Source organism: Saprospira sp. CCB-QB6 (assembly GCF_028464065.1).
Classification (GTDB): Bacteria; Bacteroidota; Bacteroidia; order Chitinophagales; family Saprospiraceae; genus Saprospira.
This window is the reverse complement of sequence record NZ_CP116808.1, coordinates 2,717,136-2,730,768: the sequence shown is the minus strand read 5'-3', so window position 1 is coordinate 2,730,768 and position 13,633 is coordinate 2,717,136. Positions and strand designations below refer to the sequence as shown.

At 45.4% G+C, this 13,633-nt stretch carries 8 protein-coding genes; 7 read left to right on the top strand and 1 reads right to left on the bottom strand.

Going from position 1 to position 13,633, the window contains the following annotated elements; translation table 11 throughout:
* Positions 1-159: 159 nt before the first annotated feature.
* Both PPO43_RS10525 and PPO43_RS10520 read left to right on the top strand, forming a co-directional pair.
* Positions 160-1,218, top strand: a complete 1,059-nt coding sequence (locus PPO43_RS10525; RefSeq protein WP_272617561.1) for a 3-oxoacyl-ACP synthase III family protein — start codon at positions 160-162, stop codon at positions 1,216-1,218.
* A gap of 155 nt (positions 1,219-1,373) precedes the next feature.
* A complete protein-coding gene (locus PPO43_RS10520; RefSeq protein WP_272617559.1) occupies positions 1,374-2,978 on the top strand; it encodes a S8 family serine peptidase in 1,605 nt (534 codons plus the stop codon).
* 276 nt (positions 2,979-3,254) lie between these two features.
* On the opposite strand, the gene PPO43_RS10515 is transcribed toward PPO43_RS10520, so the two are convergent.
* Complete coding sequence (locus PPO43_RS10515; protein WP_272617558.1) at positions 3,255-4,541, bottom strand: serine/threonine protein kinase; 1,287 nt, start codon at positions 4,539-4,541, stop codon at positions 3,255-3,257.
* A gap of 217 nt (positions 4,542-4,758) precedes the next feature.
* Between PPO43_RS10515 and proS the strand changes: the two genes are divergently transcribed.
* From proS to PPO43_RS10490, 5 genes are all read left to right on the top strand, one after another.
* The gene (gene proS / locus PPO43_RS10510; protein WP_272617556.1) at positions 4,759-6,240 is read left to right on the top strand and encodes a proline--tRNA ligase; all 1,482 of its coding nucleotides are present in this window, start codon (positions 4,759-4,761) and stop codon (positions 6,238-6,240) included.
* A gap of 641 nt (positions 6,241-6,881) precedes the next feature.
* Positions 6,882-7,793 carry a tellurite resistance TerB family protein gene (locus PPO43_RS10505; RefSeq protein WP_272617554.1) on the top strand — a complete coding sequence of 304 codons (912 nt, stop codon included), beginning with the start codon at positions 6,882-6,884 and terminating at the stop codon, positions 7,791-7,793.
* A 169-nt stretch (positions 7,794-7,962) separates the two neighbouring features.
* Positions 7,963-10,242, top strand: a complete 2,280-nt coding sequence (locus PPO43_RS10500; RefSeq protein ID WP_272617552.1) for a TonB-dependent receptor — start codon at positions 7,963-7,965, stop codon at positions 10,240-10,242.
* Positions 10,243-10,633: 391 nt separating this feature from the next.
* Positions 10,634-11,689 (top strand): right-handed parallel beta-helix repeat-containing protein, encoded by a 1,056-nt coding sequence (locus PPO43_RS10495; protein ID WP_272617551.1) that lies wholly within the window; start codon positions 10,634-10,636, stop codon positions 11,687-11,689.
* A 95-nt stretch (positions 11,690-11,784) separates the two neighbouring features.
* A complete protein-coding gene (locus PPO43_RS10490) occupies positions 11,785-13,443 on the top strand; it encodes a T9SS type A sorting domain-containing protein (protein WP_272617550.1) in 1,659 nt (552 codons plus the stop codon).
* The last annotated feature ends 190 nt before the right edge of the window (positions 13,444-13,633 follow it).

Sequence of the window (13,633 nt, the reverse complement as noted above, 5' to 3'; positions counted from 1 at the left end):
TTTTGTGCCTAGTTAGGGGCATTGATGAAATCTATAGGTTATACTGGGCTGACTTTAAACTATATATGAAATTAGCGTTTAATTTATCTTAGCAAAAAGGAGAAAAAACTTATTTTTGCCGCCCAGAGCTTTTCAAAATTCTACAAAAAAAGAAAAACTATGACGCAAGTACGCAGTAAAATTGCTGGAATTGGGCATTATGTTCCCAAGAATGTAATCAGCAATAAGGACCTCACAGAGGTGATGGAGACCAGTGATGAGTGGATTCAGGAGCGCACAGGTATTCAGGAGCGCCGTTATGTAGACCGTTATAAGGAGAATACCACTACACAGGCGGTAAAGGCTGCAGAAATTGCGATTGAGCGGGCAGGAATCACTAAAGATGATATTGACTTTATTGTTTTTGCGACTTTGAGTCCTGATTATTATTTCCCTGGTTGTGGGGTATTATTGCAGCGCGAATTGGGCATTAAGAGTCATATTGGGGCTTTAGATATTCGCAATCAGTGTTCTGGTTTTGTATATAGCTTGTCGGTAGCCGATCAGTTTATCAAAACGGGCATGTATAAAAATATTTTGGTTGTCGGTTCTGAGACGCATTCTGCGGGCTTAGACTTTAGCACCAGAGGTCGTAATGTGACGGTTATTTTTGGTGATGGTGCTGGAGCGGTAGTCTTGCAACCAACCACTAAAGAAGGCCAAGGTATTTTGTCTACGCATTTGCATGCTCAGGGAGAACATGCCGAGCGTTTGGCTTACATTAACCCGGGTGCACATGGTGGAATTTTCACAGGGGAGACTGATGATTTCCATTTGGACAGTGCTTGGGATTCTATGCTCATTACGCCAGAGATGGTAGAAGCTGGACATATTTACCCCAATATGGATGGTCCCTTTGTCTTTAAAAATGCGGTAGTTCGTTTTCCTGAAGTCATTATGGAAGCCCTACAAGCTAACCAGAAAGGGGTAGAAGAAATTGATATGTTGATTCCTCACCAAGCGAATTTGCGTATTGCTCAGTTTGTACAAAAACGCATGGGGCTAAGCGATGAGAAAGTGTACAACAACATTCAAAAGTATGGCAATACCACTGCTGCTTCTATTCCAATTGCACTTTGCGAAGCTTGGGAAGAAGGCAAGATCAAAGAAGGTGATTTAGTTTGTTTGGCTGCCTTTGGTAGCGGATTTACCTGGGCTTCTGCCTTGATTGAGTGGTAAAAGTCCTTTCGCATTAGTATAAAGACCGCCCTAAACTGTCGGTTTAGGGCGGTCTTTTGTCGGATAAGCAAAAAACAAAGGAATAAATCAGCTTAAAAAAGCGTATTCTTATTGTCCGCAAGATATTATCTACCTTAAATTATAATTATATTCTAATGACTTGGAATTGGAAATCTAAAGTAGCAGGGATTGGCTTTTTGGCCCTTTCTCTTAGCCTACAGGCTCAGGCCCCAGCAGAAAAAGCTCCTGAAAACTGGTTCAACTTGGACCTCACAGAAGATAAAGTACATGGAGTAAGCACTGAAAAAGCATACAAGGAACTCCTAAAAGACAAAAAGCCTAAGAAAAAAGTCTTGGTTGCCGTGATTGACTCTGGCGTAGATCCCGAACATGAAGACCTCAAAGACGTGATGTGGGTAAACCCCAACGAAATTGCGGGTAATGGCATTGACGATGACAAAAACGGCTATGTAGACGATATCCATGGCTGGAACTTTATTGGCGGCGCCGATGGCAAAAACGTCAATTATGAAAACTTGGAACTCACTCGCCTCTACCGCGAACTCAAAGCCAAGAAAAAACTCAACAAAAAGGAAAAAGCCTTTTTTGAAAAAATCAAAGAAGAATACGAAACTCGCCGCAAAGAGATGAAGCAACGCAAATCTCAATACGGCATGATCCTCGACGCCTTCAAATTGGTAGAAAAAGAACTCGGTACAGACGATTTTAGCGCTGAAGACCTCGAAAAGATTCCTGAAGATGCTAGCGACGACCTCAAGCAAGCCGTTGCAATGCTAGCTCCTACCCTAGCTCAGGTACCTAGCAAAGACTTGAAAGAACAACTAGAAGGTGCTGTAAACTACTTCAGCATGAATGTAGATTACTTCCTCAACGAGGACTTTGATCCCCGTCCCACTGTTGGCGATAACTACCAAAAACAATCTGAACGCTTCTACGGAAACAATGATGTTTATGGCCCCGATGCCCAACACGGTACGCACGTAGCCGGTATCATCGCCGCCGTTCGCACAAATGACCTTGGGATGATGGGCGTAGCCGATAATGTAGAAATCATGTCCATCCGCACCGTTCCTAACGGAGATGAGCGCGATAAAGATGTGGCTAACGCTATCCGCTATGCCGTAGATAATGGCGCCGACATTATCAACATGAGCTTTGGTAAAGCTTACTCTTACAACAAAAAAATTGTTGATAAAGCCGTAAAATATGCCGCTAAAAAAGGTGTTCTACTCGTGCATGCCGCTGGTAACGACAACAAAAACACGGATGTAGAATATAACTTCCCCACGGCCTTCTACCAAAAAGGAAAAGACTCTTACAAGCGCGGCCCCAAAGAAGCCGATAACTGGATCGAAGTTGGTGCCCTTTCTTGGAAAGGCGCCGCAGACGCTCCCGCTGTTTTCTCTAACTACGGCGCTAGCACAGTAGATATTTTCGCCCCTGGTGTAGACATTTACTCTACAGTTCCTGAAGGAGAATACGAAGCCCTAAGCGGTACCAGTATGGCCGCTCCCGTTGTGGCTGGTGTTGCCGCTTTGGTTAAAGCTTACTATCCCGAACTCACTGGCCAAGAACTCAAAGAATGCCTAGAGAAATCAATCGTTCTTGTTGACTATGAAGTGAACAAACCTGGTACAAACGAACTTGTCAAGTTCTCTGACCTTTGTAAAAAAGGCGGTGTAGTTAACGCTTATAAAGCACTCGAACTAGCCGAAAAAATGGTTAAAGAGAAGAAATAAACAACTTCTAACCTAATATAATTAAGCCCTTCTGCTGCTCAGTAGAAGGGCTTTTTTATTGTATTTCGGGGCCTCCTGCCTGCGGCAGGCGCTACGTTTCAGGGCTCGCAGTTCTGCTCGGCCCTTCGGCGCTAAAGCGCCTCGGTCTGGCCTTCGGCCACCCTTCCACATCGCTAGGCCAAAGCTCGCTACGCTCGCTTTCTGGACCAAAAACAAAAAGCCAACTCTTTTGAAGGAGTTGGCTTTTTTCTTAACACTTAAGATTTCATCTTCTGCTTAACGACCTCTACTTCTACCAGAAGATTTTGAGGAAGAACGAGAAGAACTATTCGTTCGACTGCTACTTCTACTAGAGGAGCGAGAAGGAGATGAGGAACGAGATGAGTTATTATATGAACGAGTAGGACGATTGCTTCTATTCGTACGATTGTTATTCATTCCGCCCAAATCACTCCCTCTTGAACGCCCCGTATTCGGCACAGCCGTTTGCGTCTGAGGATTGCTCCGACCACTATTTCCTCCACTATTCACTGTCCCCAAATCACTCCCTCTTGAACGACCCGTATTCGGCACAGCCGTTTGCGTCTGAGGATTGCTCCGACCACTATTTCCTCCACTATTCACTGTCCCCAAATCACTCCCTCTTGAACGACCCGTATTCGGCACAGCCGTTTGCGTCTGAGGATTGCTCCGACCACTATTTCCTCCACTATTCACTGTCCCCAAATCACTCCCTCTTGAACGACCCGTATTCGGCACAGCCGTTTGCGTCTGAGGATTGCTCCGACCATTATTTCCTCCACTATTCACTGTCCCCAAATCACTCCCTCTTGAACGATTAGGAGTCATCACCCCACTAGTATGCAAGGATGCTGGCGCAACTTGTCGCTGATGAGTGTCATACCCACTTACTGCTCGAGTTCGACTTCTTTGAATATTAGGATCACTACCACGACTGTAACGAGTCGTTACATAATTGGCCGCATTAGGCGCAGAGCTTTCATAATACCAGTTGTTTCCTCCTCCATAATAACCATTATGGTAACCATTCCAATACCCTTGATTATAAGCTCTTCTATAAGGATTATAGCCCCAGCCCCAATTGTTATAAGGGTTATACCCCCAGTTATTGTAGGGGTTATACCAAGGATCATAATAAGAATTACTGTACCCCCAACCATAACTATAACTCCAGCCCCAACGTCTCCAACGACGAGGACGATAGCTATTGTAACAATAAATGTTCATCCCAGGGGCATAAGGGTTGTACCAATAACTATCTACATAATAATTACTGTAATAATTAAAACCCCGAGCAGGACGATGAAATCGACGAATACGAGCCGCATAAGCATTATCATAGCGAGCATCAACGTATTCTTGCTCCGGACGATCATAACTATTCTGATCGTAAGTCGTAGGCGGCTCCTGATAGTTCTGCTGCTGAGCCACAGGCTCCTCTTCTCCATCAAAATAAATGTCATCGTATTGGGCCCAAGCTTGGGGCCCCATTAAAAAGATGGCGAAGAAGGCCAAGAAAATAGGGAGTGCTTGATTTTTCATAGATATTTCGGTATTTTCAACTGTACTTTTAGTCCTTTTTTTAACTTTGTGGGCCTTTTGGCCGCCTAATGAATATACAGCTTTTTTAAAGCTTAAGTTTTGAAAAGCAACTGCTTGCCTAAACTTTAACGTTCCATAAGCAAAAAGGCCACCTTTAATAAGCATTTATCGTTCAGGTCCACCTCATTAATGGACCAAAAAATATACCAATAAACCGATGGCAAAGGAGATTACCGCCCAACAAGAAGACTACTCTCAGTGGTACTTAGACATTGTTAAAAAGGCCAATCTAGCCGCTAATTCCAAAGTGCGCGGCTGTATGGTTATTAAGCCTTATGGCTATGCTGTTTGGGAAAAGATGCGCGACGATTTGGACCGCAGATTTAAAGAAACAGGTCACCAAAATGCCTATTTCCCACTCCTTATCCCCAAAAGCTTTTTGTCTAAAGAAGCAGAACATGTAGAGGGCTTTGCCAAAGAATGCGCCGTGGTCACTCACCACCGCCTCATGAATGATCCCGAAGGCCAGGGTGTAGTAGTAGACCCCGACGCCAAACTAGAAGAAGAGCTGATCATCCGCCCCACTTCCGAAACGATTATCTGGGACACTTATCGCGACTGGATCTCTTCTTATCGCGACCTCCCTCTACTCATTAACCAATGGGCCAATGTGATGCGCTGGGAAATGCGTACCCGCTTTTTCCTCCGTACCGCAGAGTTCCTTTGGCAAGAAGGACATACCGCCCACGCTACTCAAGAGGAAGCCGTGGCCGAAGCCCGCCAAATGCTAGAAGTTTACGCTAACTTTGCCGAGGAGATCCTCGCTATGCCTGTCTATAAAGGCGAAAAAACAGCCTACGAACGCTTTGCCGGTGCCGAAGACACCTATACTATCGAGGCCCTTATGCAAGACGGCAAAGCTCTGCAAGCCGGTACATCTCACTTCCTAGGTCAAAATTTTGCCAAGGCCTTTGATGTGAAATACCTCAACGAAAAGAATAAAGAAGAATACGTTTGGGCCACCTCTTGGGGCGTTTCTACCCGCCTAATGGGCGCGCTCATTATGACGCATTCCGATGATGAAGGCCTGGTCCTTCCTCCTCGCATCGCCCCCACTCAAGTGGTCATCATTCCTATTCCCAAACCCAATGATGAAATTGATGCCGTTGTCACCCAAATCATGGACGAACTCAAAGCACTTGACATTAGCGTGAAGTATGATGACGACCGCAAACGCCGCCCTGGCTTCAAGTTCGCCGAACATGAGATGCACGGTATCCCCGTCCGCCTCGCTCTCGGTAAACGCGACCTTGCCAATGGCCAAATTGAAGTGGCCCGCCGCGATACCAAAGAAAAAATGAGCTACCCCCTCGAAGGCCTAGCCCAAAGTATCAAAAACCTACTCGACGATATCCAAACTAACCTTTTCAATAAGGCCAAAGCCCGCCTAGACGAAGGAACTCATATCGTAAACAACTGGGAGGAGTTTGTCGATGTAATCGAAAATAAAGGCGGTTTTGCCTATGCCTACTGGGATGGGACCACCGAAACCGAGCTCAAAATTAAGGAACTCACTGGCGCCACTAGCCGCTGTATCCCTCTAGAAACTCCAGCCGGCGCCGAGGAAGTTGCCGAGCCCAAATGCGTGCTCACAGGCGCTCCCGCCAAAGCAAGAGTGCTTTTTGCCAAAGCTTATTAGCATAAAGGTTTGGGGCTGCCCCGCCCTGCAGGCGGGTCGGGCTGTGCCGCAGCTCGCAGTTCGCTCGGCCCTGCGCCGCCTTCGGCGGCTGGGTCTGGCGCTTCGCGCCACTGCTATCCATCCCTCAGCCTGCGGCGGCTTCGCCGCCTGTAGGACGCCCTTTAGACCAAAAGTCCAGTTGCTTAGTGCAGCTGGACTTTTTTTATCCCCATTTCACTACCTCTCCCCTAGTCTCTCTATTTAAAATAGCGAAGCGATGCCATTTTCAAGCGGCTGCTAAGCCGCAGGCTGAGGGATGGAAAGGGGTGCGCCGAAGGCGCAGACCCAGCCGCCTTAGCGGCGCAGGGCCGAGCAGAACTGCGAGCCCTGACACAGCCCGACCCGACCAATAATTCATGAGGGTTTCAACCCTCATTTTGTATAGCTTCGCAAAGCGATACCGCTTTGCGCTGGGTTTCAACCCGGCGGGAGGGGCAGCCCCAAAAAAATATCCCACACAAATTGAAAAGACAAGAAAAGGAGAAGAGTCTAAGCGAAATATCAAGTTTTTTTATTAAACTTGTTGCATACGGAACCTACATCCACATTTTTTACTGAACTAATAATTAGTTCGCCACCCAACTAAAAAGTATTAAAAGCAGATGGAAATTACTTATGACTTAATCAAGCCGATTATTCTAGAAGAAAAGGCTGACAATAGCACTATGGTTTGCAAATTCCAAGTAGAAGGAGAAGTCTTTGAAGGAAAGGGCAACATTCGTATTGACTCGAAGGATACCGGTAGCAAGGTGAAAAATATGGTTCGCCGTACCGTAATGAGCCGTATGCGCTCTTCTTTGATGCGTATGGTTCGTGGTGCTGTTGGTGGCGGTATGGCTGGTAACATTGCCTCTATGGCAGGAAACGAAGTAGTGCGTGCGAATACTTCTCACAATAGTTTTTCGGCTGCCGAAAAAAAGGCCGCTGTAGTGAAGGCTTTTGAGCGTGTAGCCTTCAACTTTTACTATGATGAGGAAAGTAAAAGCTGGAAAATTGCTCGTCGTCTTTCTGAGTTTGAAAAACGTCTAAAAGCAACTCCATTAACTACCGCTTACGATAAGAAAACTTTGGCCCGCATGCTCATCGAAATGGCAAAAGCCGATGGTCAAATTGCTGCCGAAGAAAAAGAATTCTTCCAAAGCTTTTTGGATGATGATACGGGTAGTTTTGCTCAAGTTATGCGTGAAGCCCCTCTGTCTCGAGTAGAATTGGAGGAAGTATCTACAGAAGGTCGCGAAAATATTTTCATGATTACTGTAGCCGTAGCCCTTTCTGATAAAGATTTTGACCAATCTGAAAAAGATAAGCTCTACGAATATGCCGAAATGATGAGCTTTGAAGAGAAAAAGCGCGATGATCTCATTAAATTGGCCCAAGATTATACCATTGAAAATGCGATTCACGCCTCTGGCAATATGTCTCGCGAAGAAGTATATCAGTTTGCTGATCAAATTGGAATGGACCGCTCTGAGGCCGAACGTGCTCAAATCCGCATGTCTAAACGCCTAGGCTAAGCCCACAATTTGGCCCAACACAAAAAAGCCCGCTTGATTAAGCGGGCTTTTTTGTGTTTAGGTCTTATTTTTAGATTAACCTAAATTAATTTGTAGGGAAATCTATTTTAAGTTAGCTTAGCAATAATTTAAACTAATCATTTTTTTAGTCTAAGCTAAAATTTAATATATGAAAGCTAAAAAACACTACTTATTGGCCATTTACCTTCTCCTATATAGTCTTCATCTTGGTGCACAAACTGCCAGTCTTCAAGGTTATTTATATGATTCCCAAGCTCAGCCGATTCCCTTTGCAGGCATTGGTTTGATTGAACAACAAAAAGGAACTGCTAGTCTTGAGTCTGGTTATTTTTATCTGGATGGATTGGCTCCTGGCCATTTTGAGTTACAGATACAGGCTATTGGCTTTCAAAGCCAATCTATAAACATTGAGCTCAAGGCCAATGACACCCTAAAACTCGATAGTCTCCTCTTGAAAGAGGACATCTTGGGTTTGGAAGAAGTTGTAGTTTCAGGCCAACTCAAAGAGAGCTTTCTCAAAAACTCTGCAGTAAAAATTCAAGTTTACCGTGCAGAGTATCTAGAACAAACTACAGCCCCAACTAACCTTATGCAGGCGCTAAAACTAATTAATGGTGTGCAGGAAGTAGTAGCTTGTGGGGTTTGCTTCACCAATTCCATTAGCATTAATGGCCTACCTGGACCCTATACTGCTGTACTAATAGATGGTAGTCCAGCCTATGGCAATTTAGCCTCGGTCTATGGACTAAACGGCATTCCCAAAAATATGATTGACCGTATTGAGGTGATTAAGGGGCCCAATTCTACGCTTTATGGCTCGGAGGCTATGGCAGGTGTAATTAATGTAATCACCAAAGATCCTAGCAAGCAAGCAGCTGTTTCTCTTGACCTTATGGGAACCACCCATGCCGAGGCTTTTTCTAATTTGGCTCTGTCTCAAAAGTTGGGGCGACTCAATGCCAGTTTGGGCCTACAACATGCCTACCTCAACCGCTTTGATGATGCTAACCAAGACGGCTTTGGCGATAATATTGCGATGGATCGCCTATCTGTTTTTGGAAAATTTACCTTTGATCGGCCCAACAACAAAAAAGCGAGCCTCTTTGCCAAATATTACTATGAGGACCGACGCAATGGCGTGGAACAATACACAAAAGATCGAGCTTATCAAGAGATTCGAGGAAATGACTCCATTTATGGTGAAAGCATTTACACCCAACGCTTTGAACTCATGGGCAGCTATGAGCTTCCGACCCAAGCCCCTATCCGCCTAGATTATAGCTTCAGCCAACACCATCAAGATAGTTATTATGGTAGCGATGGCTATCTGGCCCAACAGCGCATTGCCTACCTCAATGCCCTTTATATGCCTAATTTTGGCCCAAAACATAATTTAACAGCTGGATTAACCGCCCGCTATCAATTTTATGACGACAACACGCTTGTCACGTCCAAAGCCGATGAGCAATTTATTCCTGGACTTTGGGCCCAGCACGAATGGAAACCCCAAGGAGAAAAATGGACCTTCCTCAGCGGCCTTCGACTTGATTATTATGAAGCCCACGGACTTATCCCCTCTCCCAGAATTTCTATAAAATACGAACCTCGCCCCTACTGGAAAATTAGACTGAATACGGGCACAGGCTTTCGCTTGGTCAATCTTTTTGCCGAGGATCACGCCTTTGTTACTGGCAACCGACAACTGATTTTGGCCGAAAAGCTAGCCCCCGAACAAGCCCTAAGCAGCACTCTTAATATTCAACGTATTTTTAATTGGGGGCAGGGACAAGGAAGTATTGATCTAGACGCCTTCTACACCCACTTCATTAATGCCATCATTCCCAATTACGAACAGGCCAATAGCATTATTTATGAAAACTTAGATGGCTATGCTCAAAGTCGAGGCCTCGCCCTCAACCTTAACTATGGGCTGCCTGCTGGCCTCCAAATTAATCTGGGCGCTACCTACCAATATGTTTTTGAATATCGTAAGAATGAGCAAGGCCTAAAAGAAAAAAGGGAACTGGAGTATAGCCCCAAATTCTCTGGGGTATTAACCATCAACTATCACTATAAACCTTGGAATTTACGAGCGGCCTATACTGCCAACTTCACTGGTCAAATGCAATTGCCTGAAGTCTATGATCTGGACCAAAATGGACAGCCCCTTCCCCAAGCTCGCAGCACAAGATCCCAAGCATTCAGCATTCATAACCTTCAACTAACAAAGCAGTTTCCCAAACGACAACTGGATATTTATCTAGGTGCCCAAAATCTTTTTAATTACCGCCAAAAAAGCTCCCCCCTCTCTGGACTCAATGATCCAAATGCAGCAGTAGGATTTAGCGATTATTTCGATACGGCCTATGCCTATAGTCCGCTACATGGCCGAGAGTTTTATCTGGGGATTCGCTGGAATTTTCGTTAATTAAATTTGGGCCTCCTGCAGATCTCTAGGCCAATTACTTTTGGCTATTTTTAAGTAGTTAACAACCTACAGGAAGGTCCAAAGCGCTGGTTTTGGACCTTTCTATCTGCTGAACCGAGCAAAGCGAAGAGATTGCCCTTGGCTGAGGGATGGCAGTGGGTGGCCGAAGGCCAGACCCAGCAGGCGAAGCCTGCGCAGGGCCGAGCGAGCAGCGAGCCCACGCACAGCCCGACCCGCCCGCAGGGCGGGGCAGCCCCATAAATAAGAAAAGAACAGCAAGAACGTTTAAGACTAAATAGGAGAAAACCAATAGCGATTATTTTGGTATGATAGTTTCCGCTAAGTTATTTATCTTTAGGCTGTTTTGTCCAACCCTAATTAATAATAGTTTATGTTAAGCAGGATATTTTTACTCTTCTTTCTCTTGCCCTTAAGTTTGGGGGCCACCACTTATATTGAAGGGCCTATTTCGGAGGATACAGAATGGTTAAAGGCCAATAGTCCTTATATTATTACGCAAAACCTTTTAATTACGGAGGGAGCTTGTTTGCGTATTGAGGCGGGAGTTGAATTACAGTTTGCACATGAAACCCAGATATTGGTAAAGGGTGGAATTTCGGCTATTGGCAATAAGCGCAAACCGATTCGGTTTGTGGGCCATAATAATGCGCCTTGGAATGGTTTGCGCTTTTATCATAATTGTTTGCATTATGAGGAGGGGCAAGTGCGCAGCACGCAATTTGAGTTTTGTGAATTTGTGGGCATGGGGGAAGCCCCTGCTCAGCTATTGCGGACCGAAGGTTGTCATTTGAGTGTGAAGAATTGCAAGATAGAGAATTGTTATACGGCCATCCAATCAGAGCGACAGGCTAAGATTCAGTTGCTTGACTCAGAGATTAAGAACTGTGATAGGGCCTTGAATGTGCGCAATAGTAGCATGGCCAAGGTAAAAGGTAATAGCATAGAAAACTGCAACTCCATTATGTTAGGAGGCAGCACTGATTTTGAAAACAACCAGTTAAAAAAGTTTACCAACTACGGGCGGCATTCTGGTTTAGTGGTTTGGATGCTAGGCGGTGGTTTGGTGAATATCCGCAACAATCAATTTGAGGATTTTGAGGGGGTAGCGATCAAATTGCAGAAAATGAGTCGGCGGTCTAGCCTCAATATTCGCCAAAATCAGTTTGAGGGTAATGAAACGAATATTAAGCTTTCTTGTCAATATGCCAATAAAGGCAAGACTTTGGTAGAGGAGAATAACTTTATGGATTGTAAGCGCTATCAATTGGCCCTTTTTTCGCCTTGTTCAGAGGAGCCTGACCCAATTATCATTGGGCCTAATTACTGGGGCAAATCGGATGAAAATGCCTTTTTGGATCAAGAACAAGACGTTAATCTATCGACAAAACTGCAAGTTGCTGCAGGTTCAAAGAAGCCTTATCGCTAAATTTTACGTACTATTATAGGCAAAAAGACCCAGTCACAAAACAAAAAACTAAACTAGTTCGTTTGCACAAAACGGCTTAATAAAAAAATAGATTTATGACATTAAACAACTACAAAAAATGGCTACTCGGAAGTAGCTTTCTACTACTCACGGCCAGTAGCTGGGCCCAGCACAACAACGAGCTCTATAATGATGGGGCTTTGATTAAGGTGCAGGCTGGCGCAGAGGTCTATGTTATGGGAGATGTTCACCAATTTGGGGCAACTGCATTGATGGACCATGATGGCTATCTCGAAGTTCAGGGAGATATGTATTCAGATAACCTCTTTCAACAAAGAGGGACAGGAACAACCAAACTCATCAATGATGATGTCAATGCGGGCCAAACGCAGTTCATTAGCGGCAGCTATGCCGTTCGCGGGGGGCAGGCCGCTACTGGCGTTGATGATGGCTCCTTTTACGATCTTCAATTGGCCAATGACCAAGGAGTGGTTTGGCTAAATGGAACAGGTAATATTGCTGATGTTCGCAATAGTGTAGATTTTAATGGCCCTGGCGCGGCTACCGTCAATAGAATTATTACGGCAGATCCCTCTGCCCTACCGACTAACGGAGCGGCTTATCCCGCTGTTTTTGGGGTAATGAACCCCACGGCTGGCCTAACTAATATGCTCGATAATACCGTAAATACCAACGGAAATATGTCGGCTATTGATAATGGCTATGTGCAAGGAAAACTCCGCCGAGCCATTGATGCCGCAGGAGGAACTTACGGCTATGTTTTGGGACTAGAACCTGCCGCTGCTGGTGCACAAAGAGGAATGCAATATATTCATCTCGACTTTTCTGGGGCCAACAACTATGATGTCATCACGGGCCACTTTCAAACGGGCCTAGACAATAGCTTTGCCAGCCAACTCGAATGTAGCGGCTATCAAATTGACTATTGGGGGGGCCTAGATCACGGCCAATGGGTTTTTGATGACTTTACAGGCTCAGGCACTGGCGATTATGCCGTGATGGTTTGGCCACAGGATGATAACTTTCCCACCAAAACCGTTTGGCTAGTCACTAAAGATAATGCCGTTGCGGGTACTGCCGACGATTGTGGAGGAAGCCCCGTATCTCTAGAACGCACGGGCTTCAATGGCTTCTCTCAGTTTGGGGTGGCCGCCGCTGATATCCTTTTGGCTCAAAATAAGTTGTTGGACCTAGAGGCTACGCCTATCGAAAACAACTATATCCAACTCGATTGGAGCACTGAAGAGGAAGATGAGCTCGCTCATTTTGAAGTAGAACGCAGCTTAGACAACAGCCAATTTAGCTTTTTAGAACAGGTTTATGCCCAAGGCAATAGCCAATTGATCCAAGACTATCAATTAGATGATTATGAGGTTTTGCCTAATGTCAATTATTACTACCGCCTCCGCCTAGTCAATAATGATGGTACATTTAGCTATAGCCCCACCGTGGTGGCTCGCCTCTATAGCGAATCGGAGCAAGAAAGCATTCGCATCTTCCCGAACCCCGCTAGCGGAAATACTCAAATTGATGTCTTGTCAACTAAAGAAAGAGATTTGCAAATCCGCGTCTTCGATGCAATTGGTAAATTGGTCTATGAGCAAGATGCCCAAACTCAAATTGGACATCGGTTGATTCAACTTCCCGCTCAAGATTGGCCCGCTGGCTTGTATCTCATCCAAATCGCTGGTCCTGACTTCCAGCAAACTAAAGAGCTGATCAAAACACATTAAACCTTTTGACTCGCATAAAAAAACGCCATTCCTCTTTTTGGGGAATGGCGTTTTTGCTTTACAACCAACTAGAATAATTAGGTTTTGGGGCCCGCGGCCAGCTCGGCTTCGCCTCGATTGGCCGCCGCTATGCTGCGCCGCTCGCAAGGCTGCTCGGCCCTGCAGCCACCTGCGGCGGCTTGGGTCTGGC